Raw genomic sequence first — 23,701 nt, forward strand, 5'->3', positions numbered from 1 at the left:
CTCCGTTATTTTCCAAGCCTGTCAGGTTCATTATGTGCCGAGTAGAGGAGGAGCGGTTGAATTCGTCCCGTGCGCGTCGGCAATGAGCGGAAGCAGACGCTATAACGGGTTTTGTTCAAGCCAGCTCGTCACGTCGGCCATGCCCGATGGTCGATCCAGCGAATTTCCGGTTCAGAAGTCCATATTGGCGCCGCCAGGCATGGCGGGCGCATGGTCTCTGGGCGGTTTTTCGGCGATCATCGCTTCGGTTGTCACCAGAAGGCCGGCGATGGACCCTGCTCCTTGCAGGGCCGTGCGCACCACCTTGGCGGGATCGATCACACCTTGCTTGAAGAGGTCGCCGAATTCATTGGTCTGGGCATTCCAGCCGTAGGCGAGGTCGCTCTTGGCGCGCAGCTTGCTGATGATGATGGAGCCTTCCATGCCCGCATTTTCAGCTATCTGGCGTGCCGGCGCTTCGATGGCCCGGCGCACGATCTCGGCGCCGACGCGCTGATCGTCATTTGCCAGATTCATCCTGTCCAGCGCGCTGCCCGCACGCAGCAAGGCCACGCCGCCGCCCGGCAATATGCCTTCCTCCACCGCCGCGCGGGTGGCATGCAGCGCGTCGTCGACGCGGTCCTTCTTCTCCTTGACCTCGACTTCGGTGACGCCGCCGACATGGATCACGGCAACGCCGCCGGCGAGCTTGGCAAGGCGCTCCTGCAGCTTCTCGCGGTCATAATCTGAGGTGGTGTCTTCGATCTGCTGCTTGATCTGCGAAATCCGGGAGCGGATCTCATTCTTGCCGCCGGCGCCGTCGACGATGGTGGTGCTTTCCTTCTCGATCATGATCCTTCGGGCGCGGCCAAGCATGTTGAGGGTGACGTTTTCGAGCTTGATGCCGAGGTCCTCGCTGATCGCCGTGCCGCCGGTCAGGATAGCGATGTCCTCCAGCATGGCCTTGCGACGGTCACCGAAACCCGGCGCCTTGACGGCGGCGATCTTCAGGCCGCCACGCAGCTTGTTGACCACCAGCGTGGCCAGCGCCTCACCCTCGACATCCTCGGCAATGATGAGCAGTGGCTTGCCCGACTGCACGACGGCTTCCAGAATTGGCAGCATGGCCTGCAGGTTGCTCATCTTCTTTTCGTGGATCAGGATGTAGGGATCGTCGAATTCGACCCGCATCTTGTCCTGATTGGTGACGAAATAGGGCGAGAGATAGCCACGGTCGAATTCCATGCCCTCGACGATTTCCAGCTCGGTGGCTGCCGTACGGGCCTCTTCGACCGTGATCACGCCCTCATTGCCGACCTTTTCCATCGCCTTGGCGAGGAAGCGGCCGATCTCGGCGTCGCCATTGGCCGAGATGGTGCCGATCTGGGCGATTTCGTCATTGCTGGTCACCTTGCGGCTGTTGGCCCTCAGCTCCGCGACGACTGCTTCGACTGCGGCATCGATGCCGCGTTTCAGGTCCATCGGATTGCGGCCGGAGGCGATCGCCTTGTTGCCCTCCTGGACAATGGCCTGCGCCAGAACGGTCGCGGTGGTGGTGCCGTCGCCGGCAGTATCGCTGGTTCTGGAAGCGATTTCGCGAACCATCTGCGCGCCCATGTTCTCGAACTTGTCGGCAAGCTCGATCTCCTTGGCGACGGAGACGCCATCCTTGGTAATGCGCGGGGCGCCGAACGACTTGTCGATGACGACGTTGCGGCCCTTGGGGCCGAGCGTGACCTTCACCGCATTGGCGAGAATGTCGATGCCGCGCAGCATTTTCTCGCGGGCTTCGCCGTGGAACTTGAGTTCTTTCGCTGCCATTTCGACCACCCCTTCGGTAAGCGGTTTGCAAACGGCCTGAACGGCCATGCATTTGCGTGACATGGCTTGCACATATGTGCGCGTATTCGAGCTAGTCCCGGGAATTCAGCGTTTCAAGAGGGCACAGGCGATTCCGCATGCCTGTAGCCTTCGACCTTGGTCCAAGCGGTCGGCACCGCACGGGCAGGGCGTCGAAACCGGTTTCAGGATCGACAGGATTTGTTCACTTTGTGTTCTACGGCATTTTTCCGGGCACCGAAGCGCCCGGAATGCATTGTTTTGCAGTGCCGCCCAAGGGCAGGGCCGTCGCTGGATGGCCCAGCCTTGACCGTTGATCTTGACCTGACGCGCGCCAGGTCAAGATTGTTGTCAGTCAAGCGCGTTCTTAGCTGCAGCCGCTGGTTGCGCCGCAGGTGTCGCACTTCTCGCAGGTGCCGTTGCGGACCATGGTGAAGTTCTGGCATTCCGAGCACATATTGCCGGTATAGCCCTGCATGATCGCGCGGCTGCGGCGCTCGGCGGCCTTGGCCTTGGCGTCGGCCGCTTCCTTGGCTGCCGCGTCGGTGAAGAGGGCCGAAGCGGCATCCCCATGGGCTTCCTCGGCAGGCACTTCCTTGGCCCGCTCCTCATAGTCGCGCTTGAAGGCGGTGGCCTCTTCGGCAAGGCCGGCGGCTGCCGGCTTCAGCGCGGTGGCACCCGACGAGATCGGATGCACATTCGCGGCATAGGGCGCGGTGCGGGTTGTGGGGGTGGGATTTGCCGCTCCGCCAAACCCCTTGGGTTCGGCGCTGGAGATGCCGGACACCAGCTTCACCGGCGACACGCCGCGGTAAAGCCCCTTGGAGAAGGGCGTCGCCTTGCCTTCCGAGATGCCGCGTCCCAGCGACGTGTTGGAGAAGTCGCTGGTGTCGACATGGGCGAGATCGTTGCGGCCGAGATAGGAAACGGCCAGTTCGCGGAACACATAGTCGATGATCGACGTGGCGTTCTTGATCGCGTCATTGCCGATGACCATGCCGGCCGGCTCGAACTTGGTGAAGGTGAAGGCCTCCACATATTCCTCGAGCGGCACGCCATATTGCAGGCCGAGCGAGATGGCGATGGCGAAATTGTTCATCATGGCACGGAAGGCGGCACCCTCCTTGTGCATGTCGATGAAGATTTCGCCCAGCCGACCGTCGTCGAACTCACCGGTGCGCAGATAGACCTTATGGCCACCGATGAGCGCTTTCTGGGTGTAGCCCTTGCGGCGGTTCGGCAGCTTCTCACGGTCGCGCACCACCTTCTCGACCACGCGTTCGATGATCTTTTCGGTGATGGCCACGGCCTGGGCGGCAGCGGGTGCGGCCACCAGCGCCTCGACGGCCTCGTCGGCTTCCTCTTCATCGTCCTCGATGAGCGCTGCGTTCAGCGGCTGCGAGAGCTTGGAGCCGTCGCGGTAGAGCGCGTTGGCCTTCAGCGCCAGCTTCCAGGACAGCATATAGGCGCTCTTGCAGTCCTCGACGGTCGCATCGTTGGGCATATTGATGGTCTTGGAGATGGCGCCCGAGATGAAAGGCTGCGCGGCCGCCATCATGCGGATGTGGCTTTCGACCGACAGGTAGCGCTTGCCGATCTTGCCGCAGGGATTGGCGCAGTCGAACACCGGATAGTGCTCGGCCTTCAGGAAAGGCGCGCCTTCGAGCGTCATCGCGCCGCAGACATGGATGTTGGCGGCCTCGATATCCTTCTTCGAGAAGCCCAGCGCGGGCAACATCTCGAAGGAGAAGTCGTTGAGCTGCTCGTCGGTGAAGCCGAGCGCCTGCTTGCAGAAATCCTCGCCCAGCGTCCACTTGTTGAACACGAACTTGATGTCGAAGGCGCTCTTGAGCGCTGCATTCAGCGCCTCGATCTTCTCGTCGGTAAAGCCCCTTGCCTTCAGCGTCGAGGGGTTCACGCCCGGCGCCTGGTTGAGATTGCCGTGACCGACCGCGTAGGCCTCGATCTCGGCGATCTGGCTTTCGGTGTAGCCCAGCGTGCGCAGGGCTTCCGGCACGGCGCGGTTGATGATCTTGAAGTAGCCGCCGCCGGCAAGCTTCTTGAACTTGACCAGGGCGAAGTCGGGCTCGATGCCGGTGGTGTCGCAGTCCATGACGAGGCCGATCGTGCCGGTGGGCGCGATCACGGTTGCCTGGGCATTGCGGTAGCCGTTCTTCTCGCCGAGTTCGATGGCGCGGTCCCAGGCAAGGCGGGCATGCTCCATCAATGCGGCCTGCGGGCAGTCCTCGGCCACCAGCGGCACCGGGTCGACCGACAGGTTCTCATAGCCGTACTTCTCGCCATAGGCCGCGCGGCGATGGTTGCGCATCACGCGCAGCATGCTGTCGGCGTTGCGCTCGTAGTCGGCGAAGGCGCCGAGTTCGCCGGCCATCTCGGCCGAGGTGGCGTAGGCCACGCCGGTCATGATCGCGGTCAGCGCGCCGCAGATGGCGCGGCCTTCCTTCGAGTCATAGGGAATGCCCGAGGTCATCAGCAGGCCGCCGATATTGGCGTAGCCAAGGCCGAGCGTACGGTACTCGTAGGAAAGCTTGGCGATTTCCCTGGACGGGAACTGCGCCATCATCACCGAGATCTCGAGCACGATGGTCCACAGGCGCACTGTGTGCTCGTAGGCAGCGATGTCGATGTCGCTATTGGCCTGCCGGTAGGGCAGCAGGTTGATGGAAGCGAGGTTGCAGGCCGTGTCGTCCAGGAACATGTATTCCGAGCACGGGTTCGAGGCGCGGATCGGGCCGGCCGCCGGCGAAGTGTGCCAGTCGTTCATGGTGGTGTTGAAGTGCAGGCCCGGATCGGCCGAGGCCCAGGCGGCGTAGCCGATCTTCTCCCACAGGTCGCGGGCCTTCAGCGTCTTGCCGACCTTGCCGTCGATGCGGCGGATGAGGTTCCAGTCGCCGTCATTTTCCACGGCGCGCAGGAAGTCGTCCTTCACCGAGACAGAGTTGTTCGAGTTCTGGCCCGACACGGTCAGATAGGCTTCTGAATCCCAGTCGGTGTCGTAGGTCTTGAAATCCAGCGACGCGTAGCCCTGCTTGGCGAACTGGATGACGCGGTAGATGTAGTTTTCCGGCACCGCGTTCTTCTTGGCGGCGCGGATCTCGCGCTTCAGTGCGGTGTTGATGGTCGGATCGAAGCAGTCGTCGTCCTGACCTTCGCAGTTCACGCAGGCCGCCATGATCTTCGTCAGGTGCTGCTTGACGATCTTAGAGCCGGTGACGAGCGAAGCGACCTTCTGCTCCTCATTGACCTTCCAGTCGATGAAAGCCTCGATGTCGGGGTGGTCGGCATCGACGATCACCATCTTGGCGGCGCGGCGCGTGGTGCCGCCCGACTTGATGGCACCGGCGGCACGGTCGCCGATCTTGAGGAAGCTCATCAGGCCCGAGGACTTGCCGCCACCTGAAAGCTTCTCGCCTTCGCCGCGCAGGTGTGAGAAGTTGGAGCCGGTGCCCGAGCCGTATTTGAACAGGCGCGCCTCGCGCACCCACAGGTCCATGATGCCGCCCTCGTTGACGAGGTCGTCACCCACCGACTGGATGAAGCAGGCGTGCGGCTGCGGATGTTCGTAGGCCGACTTGGATTTGGTCAGCTTGCCGGTGAAGGGATCGACGTAATAATGGCCCTGGCCGGGGCCGTCGATGCCATAGGCCCAGTGCAGGCCGGTGTTGAACCACTGCGGCGAGTTCGGAGCCACGCGCTGGGTGGCAAGCATGTAGGACAGTTCGTCCTTGAAGGCCTGCGCGTCGGCTTCGGAGTTGAAGTAGCCGCCCTTCCAGCCCCAATAGGTCCAGGTGCCGGCGAGACGGTCGAAAACCTGGCGGGCGTCGTGTTCGGAGCCGAAGCGCTCGTTTTCAGGCAGCTTGGCGAGCGCATCCTCGTCGGCCACGGAGCGCCACAGGAAGGAGGGGACGTCGTTTTCCTCTATCCTTTTCAGCCGGGCGGGCACGCCGGCCTTGCGGAAATATTTCTGGGCGAGGATGTCGGCCGCGACCTGTGAGAACTGCGCGGGCACGTCGATATCATCGAGCCGGAAGACGATCGAACCGTCCGGGTTCTTGATCTCGCTAATCGCTTTGCGGAATTCGATCTCCGCGTAAGGCGATTGTCCTTCCTTGGTGAAACGCCGCTCGATGCGCATGGGTCGGTCCTCAAGTCCCTATATATAGCACCTATCCACAGGAAGCCCTCGCAGCTTCCATATGTAGGTGCATGCCCTTCAAAATCACAGCCCAACCGTCACGGCGAGCCTTCGGTCCTCGTGACGGTCACAGGCACCCGTTCCGTCCTTGCGTGACGGTCCAGAGCACCTTTTGCGGCCGACCCGAAGGTCCTGCTCCAACGGTTGGTTGGTGAGTCCCTCATCAGAGGGGGTTTCACACTACCTTGTGTCAGAGTGCGGTCGCAACACTAAATATAGTGCTAACAACTAATTTTTTCCATTGCCAGACGGCATGGCACGCGACAAAGAAACCGGAAAAAAAGGTCATGCGTCAGCTCACCGTCGAAACGGGCAAGACCGCCATAACGCCTGAAAATCCGGGAAAAGGACCGACTTCAAAAAACCCGCCGGCCATGCCCTGAACGAGGGCACGTGGCTTATATGAGACGACTCGGATTTCATCGTCAAGGGTTCGTTCCCCTAACTTTTATGACCCCCAATATCTTGTGTGTCACTTGTGTGGATAACGGGGACAGGCAGCCGGCAAAAAAATTGCCTGGCAGTTGCCGGAGTGGTCGGGTCGGCCGATTTAGGAAAATATACCCAACGTGAAGAACACCATCGCGGCGAGCAAGGCGGATGCCGGCACCGTCGTCGCCCAGGCCGTCAGGATGGTTATGAGATGCGCGCGGCGAACCAGCTTGCGTCGCTTGATCTCCTCCGCGGAAGGTTGCTTGCGCGGATTCTCATCCGAATCGTCCTCGTCGTCGGCCTCCGCCAGCACCTTGCGCCTGCCGCGCTTGCGCGCCTGTTTACGCTCCAGATAAGCGTGGCGATGGCGGGAATGGGTGTTGTACCATTCACGGAAGAAACCGACGCCGAATACAGCGCCCACGGCGATATGGGTCGAACTGACCGGAAGCCCCAACCATGAGGCCGCCAAGACGATGACGGCAACCGCCAGCGCCACCGAATAGGCCCGCATGGGGTTGAGCTTGGTGATTTCGCTGCCGACGATGCGGATGAGCTTCGGCCCGTAGAGCAGCACACCGCAGGAAATACCGAACGCTCCGATCATCATCACCCAGAGCGGGATTTCGACCACATCGGCGACCTGCGCCAGCCGCGACGCATGGACGATGGCCGCGAGCGGGCCGATGGCGTTGGCCAGGTCGTTTGCGCCATGTGCGAAAGACAGCAGTGCGGCAGCGCCGATCAGCGGAAGGCGGAACAGGTGCCGCAGCGAACGGGTGCGATTGTCCATGCCTTCGGACTGGCGCCGGATGAAGCGGTGCGATGCGAGCCATGCTAGCGCAAAGCAGCCGATGCCGGCGAGCATCCTTGCCTGCCAGCCACTGTCCGTCGCAAGCCGGGACACGAGATAGGCGGCGAAGCATCCGGTCATCAGCGCAATCAGCACCGGTATCCAGCGGCGGCCGGCCGCGATCTTGTCGTCCTGATAGATGATGAAGGTCTTCACGAAGGCCTGGAAGCCGATGGCGAGGGCCGCGCCGAGAAGCGGTGTGACGAGCCAGTTCAGCGCGATCGTGCCGACCGACAGCCAGTTGACGGCGCCGAGCCCCATTGCCGCCGCGCCGCCGCCCACGACGCCGCCCACCACCGCATGCGTGGTCGAAACGGGCGCGCCGATCCAGGTGGAGAAATTGATCCACAGCGCCGAGGAAATCAGCGCCGCAAGCATGAGCCTGATCAGCAGCGCGGGGTCGGAAACCGCAGCCGGCGGCACGATTTCGTTGGAAATGGTGGTGACGACCGTGTCGCCGGCCACCAGCGCGCCGACGATCTCGAAGATCGCCGCCATTGCCAGCGCGCTGGTCATGGTCATGGCGTTTGCACCCACCGCCGGGCCGACATTGTTGGCGACGTCGTTGGCGCCGATATTCAGCGCCAGATAGGCGCCGATCGCCGCGCCCACGACGACGACGAGCGCGCGCGGCTCGCCCAGCATATGGTAGGAGGCCAGCACCGAGGCCAGCACGAGGAAGACCAGCGCCAGGCCCGGCGCCACCAGACCGCGCGTCACGAAGCCGGTGGCTTCCTCGATATTGGCGAGCCGACCCAAATCCTTGTCCACCGTATGCTTGCCGCGCGAACCGTCGCTCATGGCCGCATCAGCACTGCAAGGCGCGGGCCGGAAAATCCAGCCGCAGAGAGAAGGAGGATATCAGTGAAGTCACGCATGCCGAACAGCCTGAACGGCATCAGGCAGCGTTTTTATGACGCCGCTGACCGAAGTCCGCGATGATCTCGCCGAGATCGGGTTCACGCACCAGCGTGGCGGCGCGCGCGGCGGAAAACCATTCGCGCCGGCGTTCATGGCTCTCGGGCCAGTCGGCTGCCGTCTCGCGCACTTCCATGGGAAAAACGCGTACCTCGCAGCGGCGGGCCATGCCCGACGACAGCACCTTGCCGTAAAAATAGCTGCCCTCGGACACACGCGACATGACGCCGGAAATGCCCGCCTCCTCGGCGGCTTCACGCGCGGCGCTTTCAAAAAGCTCTTCTCTGCCCTCCGGCCAGCCCTTCGGCAGCACCCAGCGGCCGGTGTCGCGGCTGGTGATGAGCATGATCTCGATCTGCCCGGCACGCTCCCGCCACGGCAGCGCAGCCACCTGCACACGGCTCGGCATGCCCCCGAAGAGACGCCGCACCTGCTCGGCAAGTCGATTGCGCGTGGAGTGGCTGAAGAGCATTCGTTCTGATCTTTCCCGGGGTATCTCCGATTCGTTTGCCGTCTCACGAATATCAGGGTTAATTACGTGTAATAAAAGTAAAAAAACACATAATCCCGACGATGTTCGGGCGCTGTCTCTCTGTCTGTACGGAAAAAGGGGCAGCGCATGGCGCTGCCCCTTCATATAGGCTCTTCGGGCAGCTCTTGCCAGCCGCCGTTGCGGTGGCTGGGGTCAGCTGCCGCGGTCGTCCGAGATCGGCTTCTGGTAGGTGAAGCCCATGTCCCAGGGGAAGTAGATCCAGGTGTCCTGCGACACTTCGGTGACGAAGGTATCGACCAGCGGGCGCCCCTTGGGCTTGGCATAGATGGTGGCGAAATGCGCCTTGGGCATCATCGCCCGCACGATTGCGGCGGTCTTGCCGGTGTCGGTGAGGTCATCGACGATCAGCACGCCTTCGCCTTCGCCCTCCAGCAGGGCAGGGTTGATTTCCTTGAGAACCTGCAACTGCCCCTGCGAGGTGTAGTCGTGATAGGAGGCCACGCAGACCGTCTCGATCAGGCGGATACCCAGCTCGCGCGAAATGACGGCTGCCGGCACCAGGCCGCCGCGCGTGATGCAGACGATCGCCCGCCATTGTCCGTTGACGCCGGCGAGCCGCCAGGCAAGGGCGCGGGCATCGCGATGGAACTGGTCCCAGGAGACGGGGAACGCTTTTTCGGGAAGGGACATGAAGCTCGGCACTCCGCTGGCGCGCTGCGGCGCATTGATTGGGGAATGCGGGCGCAATTAGCCGGAAAGACCGTCATTTGGCAAGTCTTTCTGCTGCTTTCGGCGTCGTGAAAAGCCATGTCTCAGCCCGGTGCAGCCGGACTTGCGCGGTCTGTTCATGTGTGATCTGTGCCATTGATTGGAAGGCGGGCGAGGTGTCGCCCGGCGTGCTCCAAGCGAGGTGTGACATGCTCAAGATCTGGGGCCGCGGAAATTCCAACAATGTGAAGAAGGTGCTGTGGTGCGCCGAGGAACTCGGGCTGGCTTACAAGCACATCAATGCCGGCGGTGCCTTCGGTGTGGTCGATGAGCCGGCCTATCGCGCCATGAACCCGAATGGCCTCGTGCCGTGTATTCAGGATGGCGATTTCGTCTTGTGGGAATCCAATGCCATCGTGCGCTATCTGGCGGCCCGATATGGCGAAGGCGGGCTTTGGGCTGTCGATCCGCAGGCGCGTGCGAGCGCCGACAAGTGGATGGACTGGACGACGTCCTCGCTGGCGGCGCCGTTCCGCGACGTGTTCTGGAACATGGTGCGCCTGTCGCCCGACAAACGCGACGTGGTGGCCGTGGAAAAGGGGCTTGCCGCCTGTTCGCGGCTGTTTTCGATCGTCGATGACGCATTGGCGGGGCAGCCATATCTTTCAGGCGGACAATTCGGCATGGGCGATATCCCGCTGGGCGGCTTCACCTATGCATGGTTCGAGATGCCGATCGGGCGGTCCGACCTGCCGCATCTGCGGGCGTGGTACGACCGGCTGGCCGCACGCCCGGTCTACCAGAAGACGGTGATGATCCCGCTGACGTGAAACGGTTCAGCGCGACATGAAGGTGGCGACAGGCATCGACTGGAGAACGGTGCGGGTGACGCCTCCGAACAGGAGTTGCCGCAACCATGAATGGCTGTAGGCGCCCAGCACCAGCAGGTCGGCGCCGCGCGCCGCGATGCGTTGCTGCAGGATCTGGTCGATGGAACGGCCATTGGACGTCTCGGCCGCGACATTGATATTCACCCCGTGCCGGGCGAGCGCGGTGGCGATTTCCTCGCCGGAGGCCTCGGAATCGTATTCGGCATCCTCCGGCGGGTCGATGACGAAGACCTCGACATGGTCCGCCTCCATCAACAGGGGCAGGGCGTCGAATGCCGCGCGCGCCGCCTCGCGGCTGCCGTTCCATGCAATCAACACATTGCGATAGCTGCTCAGCGAAGGGCCCGCATGGGGCACGATCAGCACGGGGCGCCCGGATTCGAACAGCAGGGCGTCGACATCGGCAGTCGCGGTCGAATCCGCATGCGGGTTGCGTTGCGCGGCAATCGCCAGGTCGGCGCAGCGCGCGCTGGCTATGCCCGAATGGGCGCTGTCGCCGGAAAAACATTCCAGGCTGCGCCATTCATAGGAGACGTTGGCATCCCTTATGCGCCTGCGGAAATCCGCCTGCAGGGCTTCGGCGCGCTCCTTGTTGACCTCGGCGGTCGCCTGCAGGAATTCGGTATCGGGAAAACCTACGGCGGATGTGTAGGCGACGGGAAGAGCCTCGGCATGCACGCCTATCAAGTGCCCCTGGAATCGGGTCGTCAGGGGGATGGCGCAGTCCAGCACCCGCTCGGCATCGTCCTTGCTCTGGATGATGGCGACGATCGTCTTGAACGGCATTGCGGCCTCCGTGAACATTCAGGTTCCGGTGGCAAAACTCTAGCACAAGCTTTGAGGTTCCGCACGAACATCCTGCGGCAAGGATCAGTCCGGCTTTGCGATTGCCTTTATGCCCGCCACCATGGTCGCGACTTCGCTGCGCGCTGCCGCCAGCGCTTCCGCCGAGCGGGCACGCACGACCAGTTCGGTGCGGAAGGTGCCGTCCAGATATTTCGGGTAGGAGCCGATAATGGTGTCGGGATGGCGTTTCTGGATTTCCGCCAGCGGCCCGCCGATCACCCCTTCGCCGAACGGGCACTCTATGGTTGCCGACAGCAGCTTCGCGCCGGTCTTCAATGTCGGCACGACATTGTCGAGCATTGCCTGGAAGATCGACGGCACACCGGCCATCACATAGACATTCCCGATGTGGAAGCCCGGCGCCATGGATACGGGATTGTCGATATGCCCGGCGCCGCGCGGCATGCGCGCCATGCGCTTGCGCGCGTCGGTGAATTCCATGCTGCGGCTGGCGTAATTGGCCTCCAGCATCGCATAGGCCTTGGCATCGTATTCGCACGGCACGCCGAAAGCCCTGGAGACGGAATCGGCGGTGATGTCGTCATGGGTGGGACCGATGCCGCCGGTGGTGAAGACGTAGGTGTAACGCGCGCGAAGCGCGTTCACCGCGGTCACGATCTCGTCTTCCTCGTCAGGAACGATACGTACTTCCTTCAGGTCGATGCCGACCGCGGTCATGACGTCGGCGAGGTGGCCGATATTGCGGTCCTTGGTGCGCCCCGACAGGATTTCGTCACCGATGATGATCATTGCGGCGGTGACGATTTCGGTCATGGCACGGCTCCGGTCTGTGGCTGTCCACGTCACATAACCCGAGGCGAGGGCAGCCGGCAATGGTACGCAAACGGTGAACGATCCGTCGGCAACTTCGGAATTTTCAATGAACGGTTCAGCCGGTACACCTCGCTCAGCGCGGCTCAATACCGCGACGGAATTGTCGATACAGGAGACACGCAATGGCAAAAGTTTTGGTTCTTTATTATTCGAGTTGGGGGCACATGGAGCAGATGGCCAGGGCCGCCGCGCAAGGCGCGCGCGAGGCCGGCGCGGACGTGACCGTCAAGCGCGTGCCGGAACTCGTCCCCGATACCGTCGCCAAGGCCGCCCACTACAAGCTCGACCAGGAGGCACCGATTGCCGAGCCGCTGGAGCTTGAGAACTACGACGCCATCATCATCGGCACCGCCACCCGCTACGGAACCATGGCAGCCCAGATGAAGAACTTCCTCGATCAGACCGGGCCGCTCTGGGCAAGGGGAGCGCTGGTTAACAAGGTCGGGTCGGCCATGGTTTCCACCGCCACACAGCACGGCGGCGCGGAACTGGCGCTCGTCAACGTCCAGACCCACATGCAGCATCACGGCATGATCATCGTGCCGCTGTCCTACGCCTATCAGGGGCAGATGGGCAATGATGTGGTGCGCGGCGGCGCGCCTTACGGCATGACCACCACCACCGATGGCGACGGCTCGCGCCAGCCTTCCGCACAGGAACTGGAAGGCGCGAAGTTCCAGGGCCGTCGCGTAGCCGAGATCACCGCCAAGCTGCACGGCTGATTGTTTCAGCAGCACATATGATTGCGGGCGGCTCCTGATGGAGCCGCCCGTTTCGCATTCAGGTCATGGTGACGAAAAACTACCTGGAAACAATCGCTTATCAGGATTTCCGGGTCCAATGCCGCATGAACGGTTCGCCGCGCAGAAGCTGCGGGGCCGGATGGAATTCGTGGCCCAGCGTGGCTGCCGCGCGCCATGGCCAGCGCGGATCGGCAATGAGTGCGCGTGCCACGGCCACCATATCGGCCTTGTTCTCGCGGATGATGCCGTCAGCCTGACGGGCGTCGTCGATCAGCCCCACCGCACGTGTTGCGATGCCCGCGCCCTCGCGCACGGCTGTCGCCAGATGCACCTGATAACCCGGACCGGTCGGAATCTTCTGGAGCGGTGAGTTGCCGCCGCTGGAACAGCAAATGTAGGCGGCGCCCGCTTCCTTGTAGGCGCGTGCGACTTCAACGGCGTCCTCGACCGTGAAGCCGCCATCGACCCAGTCGGTCACCGACATGCGTGCGCCCATCATCAGTTCGGGCGCGGCCTCGCGCACCGCTCTGGCGACGGCAACCGGAAAGCGCATGCGGTTTTCCAGTGAACCGCCCCATTTGTCGGTGCGCTTGTTGGAGAGCGGCGAGAGGAACTGGTGCAGCAGATAGCCATGTGCCGAATGCAGTTCGATGAAATCGAAGCCGGCGCGTAGCGCACGCTGCGCCGACTCGGCAAAAAGCGCAACGATGCGCTCGATGCCTGCCTCGTCCAGCGCCTGTGGCACCTGCCAGCCCTCATCGAAGGCGATTGCCGATGCCGAAACGATCGGCCACGGGTCCTCGGTTGGCCCGAGGGCGTCGCCACCCTCCCAGGGCCGGCGGTTGGCGGCTTTGCGGCCGGCATGGGCGAGTTGGACGCCGAATTTCGTGCCCGGCGCAGCCACGCGGCGGGCGGCGTCGAGTGTGCGTTTGGCGGCGCCCTCGTTGTGATCCGAATAGAGGCCGAGGCAACCATGGGTGATGCGGCCGCGTCGCTCGACATCCGTCATCTCGACGGTCACCATGCCAGCGCCCGACATTGCAAGATTCATCCAGTGCTGCAGGTGCCAGTCGGTGGCCGAGCCGTCATCGGCCGAATATTGGCACATCGGTGCGACCGCGATGCGATTGGGGAAGTCGAGATTGCCGAGCGTGATGGGAGAAAAGAGGTTTACCGTCATGCCAACTCCGCGAAGTGGCAGGCAGCGGGGCGGGAGAGGCCGGGCTGCCCGCTGATTGGGTGGTGCGGACGGCGGGACTTGAACCCGCAAGACCAGAGGTCGGCAGATTTTAAGTCTGCTGCGTATACCATTTCGCCACGTCCGCGCTGGCGACACTGGTAATCATGGCGCGCGAGATTGCAAGCCCCGGCAGCGGCGTTTCGTTCAGGGGGAGGCCTGCTTGGTGGTTTCCTTCGAACCGGTTTTGAGGAAATCCAGCACCGACCTGTTGAAGCCATCCGGGTCCTGCAGAAGTGCGAAATGATCGACGCCGGGCAGGATAACAAGCTTTGCGCCGGGAATGGTCGCGGCCATGTATTCTGTGTGCTTGCGCTTGACGGAACGGTCATGATCCGCAGCCACGATGGTTGTCGGCACGCGGATGCCTGCCAGTTGCGCGGCGCTCCAATGCGGATCGTTAGCCCACATGCTGTTGAGTTCGGCCACAAACAGCGGAAGCCGCCAGGGCGTGGGGGACAAGCGGATATAATCGCCCCAGGCGCGAACGAAGAATGCCGCGAAGTTCCAGTTCAGGAAGGCGCTGGTCGAGACCGCGCTCGCATCCGTATGCGCTCCCTGCACATAAACTCGGGTGAGCCTCTCGGGATGCTTCATGGCTATGTCGAGGCCGATCACGCCGCCGTCGCTCCAGCCGACCAACGCACATTTGTCGATTTTCAGGTAATCGAGCAGGGCCAGGTAGTCGGCAGCCATCAGGTCGTAGCTCAGGGGCTGGTCGCCGCGCGTGGAGCGGCCATGGCCGCGGCTGTCTGCAACAATGACCTTGTAGCTCTTCGAAAGAACCGCCACTTGGCGCGACCAGACATCGGCATTGCTGAGGCCGCCGTGGATAAGCAGCACGGGTTCGCCGGCGCCATAGACCGCATAATACATCTCGATGCCGTTTACGGCGGCAAAGCCGCTAGCGTCGGCTGGTTGCATCCGGCCGGGCTCCGGTAATGTCTTCCATGGCTCGCTCGCAAATGCCGGAAGCGCTATCATCACGATAAGCAGTTGAAATGCCATTGCAGTCCATAGAGTGCGCATGTCCGCCTCGGTTCGATGCTGCGGTCAAGTGGCCTTCGCCCGGAGAATATCAACGGCAATCGCTGGGAAGCTTTGGCCATATGATGAAGCAATGGCGAATATGAAGGCAATTACACACGCAAATCCGGACGGTTATAGATATATATTGAAGCCGGCTGGCAAGGGCCGCTTCCACTCCGTCAGGCGGATGGCCGCTGGTCAAATCATCGCGAGCTTGGCACAGTCGGCCAAACGGGAGTTCTATCATGGCAAGACGGGAATTCAGCGCGCCGAAACCCTGGGCGGAGATGGCACCGGCGCTGGTGGACGTGGCGATGGGGCGCAAGCCCGCCGATCTGGTGGTACGCAACGGCCGCTGGGTCAATGTGCATTCGGGCGAGATCATCGCCGGCACCGACCTGGCGATCGTCGGCGGCCGCTTTGCCTATTGCGGACCGGATGCGAGCCACACGATAGGGCAGGGCACGAAAGTGGTCGATGCCGGCGGCCGCTACCTCGTTCCGGGTCTTTGCGACGCGCATATGCATGTCGAAAGCGGCATGGTGACGGTAACCGAGTTCGCCCGCGCGGTGATCCCGCACGGCACGACCTCGATGTTCATCGACCCGCACGAGATCGCCAATGTGCTCGGCCTCGAAGGCGTGCGGCTGATGCATGACGAGGCCATCGCCATGCCCGTCAACGTGCATGTGCAGATGCCGTCCTGCGTGCCGTCCGCGCCGGGTCTGGAAAATGCCGGCGCCTCGCTCGGGCCGGAGGATGTGGCCGAGGCGATGAGCTGGCCCAACATCATCGGGCTCGGCGAGGTGATGAATTTCCCTGGTGTTGCCGCCAACGATCCGGTCATGGTCGGCGGTATCGCGGAGACGATGAAGGCGGGCAAGACCATTGGCGGGCACTATGCCTCGCCCGATCTCGGCCTGCCTTTCCACGGCTATGTCGCCGGCGGCCCCGAGGACGATCACGAAGGCACGCGTGTGGAAGATGCTGTCGCCCGCGTGCGGCAGGGTATGAAGGCCATGCTGCGGCTCGGTTCGGCCTGGTATGACGTCGCAACCCAGATCAAGGCCGTCACGGAGCAGGGGCTCGACCCACGCAACTTCATCCTTTGCACGGATGACAGCCATTCCGGCACGCTGGTGCATGACGGCCATATGGATCGCGTCGTCCGCCACGCCATTCAGCAGGGCCTGAAGCCGGTGACGGCGATCCAGATGGCGACCATCAACACTGCCCAGCATTTCCGGCTGGAGCGCGAACTGGGTTCCATCGCGCCGGGCCGCCGCGCGGATCTCCTGATCGTTTCCGATCTGGCGGAGATGAAGATCGATGAAGTCTACGGTCGCGGCGTACGGCTGGCCAGGGGCGGCAGGCTGGAGGTGGATATCCCGGCTTATGACTATCCTGCCACCGCCAGGAACACGGTGAAGCTCGGCAAGAAATTGACAGCCGCGGATTTCGACATCGCGGCCCCCGCCGGCGCCAATGAGGTGCGCGTGCGCGTCATCGGCGTGATTGAGAACCAGGCGCCGACGCGCGCGCTTGAAGCCGATCTGCCGGTCGAGAACGGACTGGTCGGCATGGATCGCCGCAACGATGTCTGCCAGATCGCGCTGGTGGAACGCCATCGCGGCACCGGCGGCGTCACCAACGGTTTCGTCTCCGGTTTCGGCTACATGGAAGACTGCGCGCTTGCTTCAACCGTGGCGCATGACAGCCACCATATGATCGTGGTCGGCACCAACAAGGACGACATGGCAAGGGCCGCCAACCGGCTGGGCGAAGTGGGCGGCGGCGTGGTGCTGTTCTCCAAGGGCAAGGAACTGGCGCTGGTCGAAATGCCCATCGCCGGGCTGATGTCCGACCAGCGCGCCGAAGTGGTGGCGGAAAAGGCGGAAAAACTGGTCGAGGCCATGCGTGCCATGGGTTGCACCCTCAACAATGCCTACATGCAGCACTCGCTGCTGGCGCTGGTGGTGATCCCCGAACTGCGCATCTCCGATGTCGGCATCATCGACGTGACCAGGTTCGAGAAGGTCCCTTTGTTCGTCGAGGGGTGAGGAGGGGCACCTTCGCGCCCGCCGGTTCTCAGCGCGCGCCCGCAACCACCACGTTGAGCACCTCGAAAGGTGTGGTGATCACGATCTCGGCGGCCGAGCCGATGGCCTGCGTGATGCCGCCGGCAAAGGTGCCCAGACGGTCGCCCACCTGTTCACCGGTGCCGAGCGACCCGTCCTCGAGCAGCTTCTCCCCGAGCAGCCTGACCAGGACGGGATTGTCCGCAAATTTCGTGTGGTTCAGCCTGTCGCCGGCGGAGGCGTTGCTGAGGTCGATGACGGTAACGCCAAGTGTTGCCAGGTCGGCGGCGTTTTCATAGCCGCCGACACGCGGTTTGTTACCCGCGATGATGCGTGACAGGTCGAGCGCGCGGTCGTTGGTGGACAGGAACAGGAAGAAGGGCTTGTCCGGCTTGCCGTAGCGCCGCATCTGGCTCTTGAAGACGTCGACGTCGATATCCGGTGAGGCGAGCACCACGTCGCCAAGCCGTCCGTTGAGGTCGCGGTCGTTGGTGATGGCGAGCTGGCGCAGTGCTTCCATGGCCGCCCAGGTGCCCATCGAGTGGGCGATGATGTCGATGCGCTTGGCACCTGATTGCGCCACCATGCGCAGGGTCTGCTCCAGGGCGTCACGGGCCGCGGTGGCGCTGTTGTTGTCGTAGACATAATCGACCACGCGGCCGCCGGAAGCCCAGGAGAACAGAACCGGCGTTCCGGAATATCCTGCATCGTGGGCTATCTGCGTCAGCCGGTAGACGGCGCTGTCGAACGAGGTGTTGTAGCCGTGCACGAAAACGAGTGCGCGTCCGCCACGCTTGGCGATGTCTTCGCGCAGCGCCTTTGAAAAGCCGCCGGCGCTGTCGAAAGTAGTAACCTTGTGCGCGGTGAAATATTTCGACGGATCTGCGCTTTGCCCGCCACTGCGGCGTTCGATTTCGCCGGTCTTGTGGATCGCCGGGACCGTCATGTTCACTTCGGCGAAGCTGACGGTCGCGGAGCGAGAGCCCGAAAACACTTCCTTGGGGTTGGCGGCCTTGGCCCGTGTGGTGGCGATGAAGATTTCGTGTTCGCCGGCAATCGCGTTGGCAGGAACGTCGACGATGCGGTTGGCGATCAGCTCGCGCGTCTGCCCGGCGCAGCCTGTGACAAACAGCGCCAGCGCGACCATGCCAAACCATCTGGCAGACATATTTCGAAACATCGCCCGCTCCGGTCCGTCCCCATGGAAGTTTGATAACTTCCCGCGCCCGGATGGTCCAGCCGGGGGTGACTGCCTATCCACCGTGAAGCGTCGGGTGTTGCCATCCGGCGACAGCGACGAGCGGTGGCGGATCAACGCCCCCAGAACGTTGGCGTGAACACCACGAACACGGCTAGGATTTCCAGTCGGCCAAGCAGCATTGCGGCCGAGAGTATCCACTTCGAGGCATCCGGCAGCGCCGCGTAGTTTCCGACGGGGCCGATGATCTCACCCATGCCGGGGCCGACATTGGTGAGTGCCGCCAGAGAGCCGGTCATGGAGGTCGTGAGGTCGAGCCCGGTGGCGGAGAGCAAGATGGTCGTGATCGCCCAGAGTACGAAGAAGGCCGAGATGAACAGAACCACGCTGCGCTGCATGTCATCGTCGATGGTGCGGTCGCCGTAGCGCACGGGCTGTACCGTATTGGGGTAGATGAGGCGGCGCAGGCCGTTGCCCATAAGTTCGAACAGCACCAGAAAGCGATAGGCCTTGATGCCGCCGGTGGTCGAGCCAGAACAGCCGCCGAGGAAGGTCGCCACGAACATGCAGGCGACCGCGAAGGGCCCCCATCGGGTATAGTCGTCGCTGGCGAAGCCGGTTGTCGTGATGATCGAGATGAAATTGAAAGTCGAATGGGTCAGGGCGCTGAAGAACGGCATGCCGAGATTGATGCGAAGATAGATCGCAACGAGGATCGAGAAGGCGATGCAATAACCCGCGAACACCCGTATCTGAGGGTCACGCAGGGCATCCGTACGGCCGCGCACGAGGATCAGGATCATGATCGAGAACGGCAGCCCACCGATGAACATGAACAGCGAGGCGATCCACAATACCGATGGTGTGTTGGCATAGCGGGCGAACGACGTATCGTGGGTTGAGATGCCCCCGGTCGCAAGCGTCGACATTGCGTGGTTGATGGCATCGAAGCCGGTCATTCCGGCGGCGGCGTAGCAGACCGCGCACAGCATCACCAGCGTTGTGTAGATGCCGATCAGGCTGACGGCAAAAGTCTGGAAGCGTTCGAAGGGACGATCCTCGATGTCCGAGGATTCGATCTTGAAATAGGAAACGCCGCCGATCTTCAGAAACGGCAGCAGGAACAGGCCCAACGCGATAACACCGAGGCCGCCCATGAAATTCAGCAGCGAACGCCACAGCAGCAACCCCGGCGGAGCCTGGTCCAGGCCGTTGATGACGGTGGAACCCGTGGTGGTGATGCCGGACACCGATTCGTAGAAGGCGTCGGTCACGCTCATGTCGAGCGAAGAGGCAAGGAACGGCACCGCACCCGCGATCGCCAGCGTCAACCATAGCAGGTTGACCAGCAGGAAGCCGAAGCGCGTCGTCGCCTGCGGTGGATGGCCTTGCGTGGCCAGCGCCACCGCCATTGCCAGGCCACCCATGAACAGAGCCGAAAAGCCGAAGGCGCGCCAATCGTTGTTGCCGTAATAAAGGTCAACTACCGCAGGGATGAGCATGGCTGCCGAGAGGTAGATGGCAAAGATTGCGGCAACATGGATCGCGGCGCGAACGGCTGTTCTATTCACGGATAGGCGGGACCCCACTTGTCGAGACGCCAGCGTTCAAAATGTGTCGATCCGGCGGCAAGGTCGCGACAGTGGCGTCATATGGCCGAATATGCAATAGGCGTGCAAAAGCCGCCGAAAGTTCCGTGTGGATCGCGCGATGGGCATTGAGCGGTGGCAGCCGAAAACGGAGCGACGAGCGATGACGAATTTTCTCGAAGGGGTCGCCGGGGCAACTGTTGCCGTGCACGAACTGTTCGCCGAGACGCCGCTGCAGCAAAACGCCTATCTTTCGCGCAAGACCGGCGCCCATATATTCCTGAAGCGCGAGGACCTTTCTCCCGTTCGCTCCTACAAGATCAGGGGCGCGTTCAATTTCTTCCGCAAGACGCTGGCCGCTGGTAACCGCGCCGAACTGTTCGCTTGCGCTTCCGCCGGCAATCACGCGCAGGGCTTTGCCTATGTCTGCCGTCATTTCGGCAAGAAGGGCGTGGTCTTCATGCCAGTCACCACGCCGCAGCAGAAAATCGACAAGACGCGGCTGTTCGGCGGCGAATTCGTGGAAATCCGGCTCGTCGGCGACTTTTTCGACGATTGCTATCGCGCGGCCATCGAATTCACGGAAGCGTCCGGCGCGCATCTGGTGCCGCCTTTCGATCACAAGGATATCATCGAAGGGCAGGCTACCGTGGCCGCCGAGATACTTGCGCAGATGCCGGAGGGCAGGGCGCCCGACATGGTGTTCCTCCCGATCGGCGGAGGCGGCCTTGCCGCCGGCGTCACGCGTTATCTGCGCGAGGAGGGAACCTCCTCCCGCTTCGTGTTTTGCGAGCCGGCCGGCGCGGCGAGCCTGAAGCAGGCATTGCGGACCGGCAAGCGGGTGAAGCTCGATCAGGTCGACAATTTCGTCGATGGCGCGGCGGTGGCCGAGATCGGCCGTGAGCCGTTCCGTCATCTGAAGGAGTTTTCGGAAACCGATGTACGGCTGGTGCCGGAAAACCGACTCTGCGCGACCATGATCGAGATGCTCAACATTGAGGGTGTGGTGCTGGAGCCGGCAGGCGCGCTGACCATCGATGCGCTGAAGGATTTTCCGAAGAAGGAAATCAGGGGAAAATCCATCGTGCTTGTCATTTCCGGCGGCAATTTCGACTTCGAGCGTCTACCGGACGTGAAAGAGCGGGCGCTGCGGTTCGAAGGGCTGAAGAAGTATTTCGTCTTCCGTTTCCCACAGCGGCCGGGCGCGCTGCGCGATTTCCTCGACCTGCTTGGCCCCGACGACGACATCACCCGCTTCGAATATCTGAAGAAATCGGCGCGCAATTTCGGCTCGGTGCTCATCGGCATCGAGACGAAGGACCCGCGCAACTTCGCCGTGCTGGCAAAGCGTTTCCATGAAGCGGGCTGGGCCCATCAGGACATCACCGACAACGAGACGCTGGCGGGGTTCATCGTATGAACGAAACCTATGTCGTGCTCTTTCGCGGTGTGGGCGGTGCGACGCAACTGCCCACAAAGCCTTTGAAGGAAGCCCTGGCAAAGGCTGGCTACGCAAATGTGGCCACTTACATCAACAGCGGCAATGCCGTGCTCATCTCCGACCGGCCGGAAGCCGAAACCGCCGCCGATATCGCCGGAATCGTCAGGCGCGAGTTCGGATTTGAAAAGGACATCATGCTTGCGACCCTTAATGCGTGGTCGAAGCTTGTGGCTGAAAACCCGTTCCCAGAGGCGGTGGACGCGCCGACGACGCTGCATGCGTTCATGCTCTCGGACGTGCCTGCGCAGGAAGCCGTCGATGCGCTCGCCGCCAGGACAGTGGGACGCGAGCGCATCGTCGTTGCCGGAAAAGTGCTTTATTTCCACGCACCGGACGGATTTGGCCGATCGAAGTTGCCGCCCGTGGTCGATCGAACGCTTAAGGTCGTTTCGACGGCGCGCAACTGGAACACGGTTCGGGCGCTCGAGAGCCTGGCACGTCAGGCTGGCGCGCGATAGTCGTCTGCGACCGGTTCGATGCCGAAATAGATAGTCGCCGACCTTGCAGAAAAACGCGCTGCCTGAAACGACGTTTTTGCAGTGCAGCATAAATCTGGTTGCTTTTTGCGGCCAGATCGCCCATATGCGGCAACATAGGCGCTTGGGCCGGAAAGCCGGCTTTCCCCATCGATGGGACAGGTTGCGTCTGTTTTCTTCCTCTTGACCCGATCGGTCAACGAAGGAAAAGCCCTGCGAACATGGGGTTCGCGGGCACGACAGCGCAACCGAGCGAGCTTCAAATTGGCTCGCCGCCTTGTCGTTTCCATAAAACATTTCGCCGGCAGGTAGCGCCTTGCCGCGCGTATTTTTGCGGTTCGTGCCGCATGAAAGAAGAATAAATTGACGATTGAAAATACTGCGGAGCAGACCGGTTTCGCCGCACTCGGAATCACCGGCCCGCTCCTGAAGACCACTGCCGGCGCCGGCTTCGACAATCCCAAACCCATTCAGGCCGAGGCCATTCCTCCGCTTCTCGAAGGCCGCGACGTGCTGGCCATCGCCCAGACCGGTTCGGGCAAGACGGCTGCTTTCAGTCTGCCGATCCTGTCGAAGATCATCGCGCTTGGCACCAAGCGCCTGCCCAAGACGGCGCGCGCGCTGATCCTGGCGCCGACCCGTGAGCTTGCCGTGCAGATCGAGGAGACGATCCGCGTTCTCTCTAAGGGCTTGCATATTTCCACTGCGCTGGTGCTCGGTGGCGTCTCGCGCTTCTCGCAGGTCAAGAAGATCGCTCCCGGCGTCGACGTGCTGATCGCCACGCCCGGCCGTCTGGTCGATCTCGTGCGCGAAGGCGACGTGAACCTGTCGCAGACGCAATGGCTGGTGCTGGACGAAGCCGACCGCATGCTCGACATGGGCTTCATTCATGACGTGAAGCGGCTGGCCAAGGCGACCCACAAGGACCGCCAGACCGCGCTGTTCTCGGCCACCATGCCAGACGAGATCGCGACACTGGCGCAAGGCATCATGAAGGAGCCGGTGCGCGTCGAGGTTGCCCCTCAGGGCACGACCGCCGCCGAAATCAAGCAGAGCGTGGTGCTGGCCCGCACCAGGCAGAAGCGCAAGATCCTGTCGGCCATGCTCGCCGACGAGGCCATGCGGCAGGTGATCGTCTTTGCGCGCACCAAGCATGGTGCCGACCGCGTGACCCGCGACCTGGAGCGCGACGGTTTCGAAGCCGCCGTCATCCATGGCAACAAGTCGCAGAATGCCCGCCAGAAGGCGCTGAACGGTTTTCGTGACGGAAGCGTGCGCATCCTCGTCGCCACCGACATTGCCGCGCGCGGTATCGACGTTCCGGGCATCAGCCATGTGGTGAATTTCGACCTGCCGGACGAGGCGGAGAGCTATGTGCACCGCATCGGCCGCACCGGTCGCAACGGCGCGGACGGCATCGCGATCACGCTGTGCGATCCGACCGAGAACGCCAAGCTGCGTCAGGTGGAAAGGATCATCCGTATGAAGCTGCCGGTTGCAGCCGACCATCTGGACGAGCCCGATCCGCAGCCCGCACCGCGTCCGCAGGGTGCGCGCCCGCCGGTTACGCCGGCAAACGACCGCGCCGCCCCGCGCGGCGATAAGCAGCGGCCGCATGGTCACAAGCCGCGCGGCAACAATGGTGGAGGTTTCGGCAAGAAGCCGGCCGTTGCCGGTGAAGCTACGGGCGAAAAGCAGCAGGCCCGCAAGCCGTTTCGCGGCAAGCGGCGTGGTTTCGGCAAGAAGCCGGCGACACGCGCGGCATAAAAGCGCCTGATTTCGAGCGCTGGATTTCAATTCGGCCGGGGTAATGCTCCGGCCGTTTTTGTTGCACGCTCCGAT

At 62.6% G+C, this 23,701-nt stretch carries 17 protein-coding genes and 1 tRNA gene; 6 read left to right on the forward strand and 12 right to left on the reverse strand.

Going from position 1 to position 23,701, the window contains the following annotated elements:
* Positions 1-171: 171 nt before the first annotated feature.
* From groL to gpt, 5 genes are all read right to left on the reverse strand, one after another.
* The gene (gene groL / locus C7441_RS18765) at positions 172-1,800 is read right to left on the reverse strand and encodes a chaperonin GroEL (RefSeq protein WP_109614238.1); all 1,629 of its coding nucleotides are present in this window, start codon (positions 1,798-1,800) and stop codon (positions 172-174) included.
* 385 nt (positions 1,801-2,185) lie between these two features.
* Entirely contained in the window at positions 2,186-5,974 is a 3,789-nt protein-coding gene (locus C7441_RS18770) for a vitamin B12-dependent ribonucleotide reductase (protein ID WP_109614191.1), read from the reverse strand.
* Between the two features lie 610 nt (positions 5,975-6,584).
* Positions 6,585-8,120: an inorganic phosphate transporter gene (locus C7441_RS18775; protein ID WP_109614192.1), complete on the reverse strand. Its 1,536-nt coding sequence runs from the start codon at positions 8,118-8,120 to the stop codon at positions 6,585-6,587.
* Between the two features lie 97 nt (positions 8,121-8,217).
* Positions 8,218-8,709 (reverse strand): NUDIX hydrolase, encoded by a 492-nt coding sequence (locus C7441_RS18780; RefSeq protein WP_109614193.1) that lies wholly within the window; start codon positions 8,707-8,709, stop codon positions 8,218-8,220.
* A 213-nt stretch (positions 8,710-8,922) separates the two neighbouring features.
* Positions 8,923-9,420 carry a xanthine phosphoribosyltransferase gene (gene gpt / locus C7441_RS18785; RefSeq protein ID WP_026060044.1) on the reverse strand — a complete coding sequence of 166 codons (498 nt, stop codon included), beginning with the start codon at positions 9,418-9,420 and terminating at the stop codon, positions 8,923-8,925.
* Positions 9,421-9,647: 227 nt separating this feature from the next.
* Here gpt and C7441_RS18790 point away from each other — a divergent pair, with 227 nt between their 5' ends.
* Positions 9,648-10,268, forward strand: coding sequence for a glutathione S-transferase family protein (locus C7441_RS18790; protein ID WP_109614239.1), 621 nt, complete (start codon positions 9,648-9,650; stop codon positions 10,266-10,268).
* 6 nt (positions 10,269-10,274) lie between these two features.
* Here the strand turns inward: C7441_RS18790 and C7441_RS18795 are convergent, their stop codons facing one another.
* Both C7441_RS18795 and C7441_RS18800 read right to left on the reverse strand, forming a co-directional pair.
* Complete coding sequence (locus C7441_RS18795; RefSeq protein ID WP_170125187.1) at positions 10,275-11,114, reverse strand: universal stress protein; 840 nt, start codon at positions 11,112-11,114, stop codon at positions 10,275-10,277.
* Positions 11,115-11,198: 84 nt separating this feature from the next.
* Entirely contained in the window at positions 11,199-11,948 is a 750-nt protein-coding gene (locus tag C7441_RS18800; RefSeq protein ID WP_109614195.1) for a competence/damage-inducible protein A, read from the reverse strand.
* A 182-nt stretch (positions 11,949-12,130) separates the two neighbouring features.
* On the opposite strand from C7441_RS18800, the gene wrbA reads away from it, so the two are divergent.
* Positions 12,131-12,730, forward strand: a complete 600-nt coding sequence (wrbA, locus tag C7441_RS18805) for an NAD(P)H:quinone oxidoreductase type IV (RefSeq protein WP_109614196.1) — start codon at positions 12,131-12,133, stop codon at positions 12,728-12,730.
* A 100-nt stretch (positions 12,731-12,830) separates the two neighbouring features.
* On the opposite strand, the gene C7441_RS18810 is transcribed toward wrbA, so the two are convergent.
* From C7441_RS18810 to C7441_RS18820, 3 genes are all read right to left on the reverse strand, one after another.
* Positions 12,831-13,931, reverse strand: coding sequence for an NADH:flavin oxidoreductase/NADH oxidase (locus C7441_RS18810; protein ID WP_109614197.1), 1,101 nt, complete (start codon positions 13,929-13,931; stop codon positions 12,831-12,833).
* Positions 13,932-13,991: 60 nt separating this feature from the next.
* Positions 13,992-14,076: transfer RNA gene (locus C7441_RS18815), tRNA-Leu, on the reverse strand.
* Positions 14,077-14,135: 59 nt separating this feature from the next.
* Entirely contained in the window at positions 14,136-15,017 is an 882-nt protein-coding gene (locus C7441_RS18820; protein WP_170125188.1) for an alpha/beta fold hydrolase, read from the reverse strand.
* Positions 15,018-15,262: 245 nt separating this feature from the next.
* On the opposite strand from C7441_RS18820, the gene ade reads away from it, so the two are divergent.
* Complete coding sequence (gene ade / locus C7441_RS18825) at positions 15,263-17,077, forward strand: adenine deaminase (protein WP_109614199.1); 1,815 nt, start codon at positions 15,263-15,265, stop codon at positions 17,075-17,077.
* 28 nt (positions 17,078-17,105) lie between these two features.
* Here ade and C7441_RS18830 read toward each other — a convergent pair whose 3' ends face one another.
* Positions 17,106-18,263, reverse strand: a complete 1,158-nt coding sequence (locus tag C7441_RS18830; RefSeq protein ID WP_244916202.1) for an alpha/beta hydrolase — start codon at positions 18,261-18,263, stop codon at positions 17,106-17,108.
* Positions 18,264-18,406: 143 nt separating this feature from the next.
* Positions 18,407-19,864, reverse strand: coding sequence for a TrkH family potassium uptake protein (locus tag C7441_RS18835; protein ID WP_109614201.1), 1,458 nt, complete (start codon positions 19,862-19,864; stop codon positions 18,407-18,409).
* Positions 19,865-20,045: 181 nt separating this feature from the next.
* On the opposite strand from C7441_RS18835, the gene ilvA reads away from it, so the two are divergent.
* The 3 genes from ilvA to C7441_RS18850 all read left to right on the forward strand — a co-directional run bounded on the left by ilvA (position 20,046) and on the right by C7441_RS18850 (position 23,626).
* Positions 20,046-21,302: a threonine ammonia-lyase IlvA gene (gene ilvA, locus C7441_RS18840; protein ID WP_109614202.1), complete on the forward strand. Its 1,257-nt coding sequence runs from the start codon at positions 20,046-20,048 to the stop codon at positions 21,300-21,302.
* Positions 21,299-21,841 carry a DUF1697 domain-containing protein gene (locus tag C7441_RS18845; RefSeq protein WP_109614203.1) on the forward strand — a complete coding sequence of 181 codons (543 nt, stop codon included), beginning with the start codon at positions 21,299-21,301 and terminating at the stop codon, positions 21,839-21,841. The genes ilvA and C7441_RS18845 overlap by 4 nt, the downstream gene beginning before the upstream one ends.
* A gap of 381 nt (positions 21,842-22,222) precedes the next feature.
* Entirely contained in the window at positions 22,223-23,626 is a 1,404-nt protein-coding gene (locus tag C7441_RS18850; protein WP_109614204.1) for a DEAD/DEAH box helicase, read from the forward strand.
* Positions 23,627-23,701 lie beyond the last annotated feature (75 nt).

This window comes from Pseudaminobacter salicylatoxidans (assembly GCF_003148475.1).
Taxonomy (GTDB): domain Bacteria; phylum Pseudomonadota; class Alphaproteobacteria; order Rhizobiales; family Rhizobiaceae; genus Pseudaminobacter; species Pseudaminobacter salicylatoxidans.

What these genes read in the sequence shown, in the direction of transcription:
- gpt (WP_026060044.1), bottom strand. Translation starts at nt 9,420, where the DNA reads ATGTCCCTTCCCGAAAAAGCGTTCCCCGTCTCCTGGGACCAGTTCCAT.
- C7441_RS18790 (WP_109614239.1), top strand. Translation starts at nt 9,648, where the DNA reads ATGCTCAAGATCTGGGGCCGCGGAAATTCCAACAATGTGAAGAAGGTG.
- ilvA (WP_109614202.1), top strand. Translation starts at nt 20,046, where the DNA reads ATGACGAATTTTCTCGAAGGGGTCGCCGGGGCAACTGTTGCCGTGCAC.
- C7441_RS18775 (WP_109614192.1), bottom strand. Translation starts at nt 8,120, where the DNA reads ATGAGCGACGGTTCGCGCGGCAAGCATACGGTGGACAAGGATTTGGGT.
- C7441_RS18795 (WP_170125187.1), bottom strand. Translation starts at nt 11,114, where the DNA reads ATGCCGTTCAAGACGATCGTCGCCATCATCCAGAGCAAGGACGATGCC.
- groL (WP_109614238.1), bottom strand. Translation starts at nt 1,800, where the DNA reads ATGGCAGCGAAAGAACTCAAGTTCCACGGCGAAGCCCGCGAGAAAATG.
- C7441_RS18845 (WP_109614203.1), top strand. Translation starts at nt 21,299, where the DNA reads ATGAACGAAACCTATGTCGTGCTCTTTCGCGGTGTGGGCGGTGCGACG.
- wrbA (WP_109614196.1), top strand. Translation starts at nt 12,131, where the DNA reads ATGGCAAAAGTTTTGGTTCTTTATTATTCGAGTTGGGGGCACATGGAG.
- C7441_RS18820 (WP_170125188.1), bottom strand. Translation starts at nt 15,017, where the DNA reads ATGCGCACTCTATGGACTGCAATGGCATTTCAACTGCTTATCGTGATG.
- C7441_RS18810 (WP_109614197.1), bottom strand. Translation starts at nt 13,931, where the DNA reads ATGACGGTAAACCTCTTTTCTCCCATCACGCTCGGCAATCTCGACTTC.
- C7441_RS18830 (WP_244916202.1), bottom strand. Translation starts at nt 18,263, where the DNA reads ATGTCTGCCAGATGGTTTGGCATGGTCGCGCTGGCGCTGTTTGTCACA.
- C7441_RS18780 (WP_109614193.1), bottom strand. Translation starts at nt 8,709, where the DNA reads ATGCTCTTCAGCCACTCCACGCGCAATCGACTTGCCGAGCAGGTGCGG.
- ade (WP_109614199.1), top strand. Translation starts at nt 15,263, where the DNA reads ATGGCAAGACGGGAATTCAGCGCGCCGAAACCCTGGGCGGAGATGGCA.
- C7441_RS18800 (WP_109614195.1), bottom strand. Translation starts at nt 11,948, where the DNA reads ATGACCGAAATCGTCACCGCCGCAATGATCATCATCGGTGACGAAATC.
- C7441_RS18770 (WP_109614191.1), bottom strand. Translation starts at nt 5,974, where the DNA reads ATGCGCATCGAGCGGCGTTTCACCAAGGAAGGACAATCGCCTTACGCG.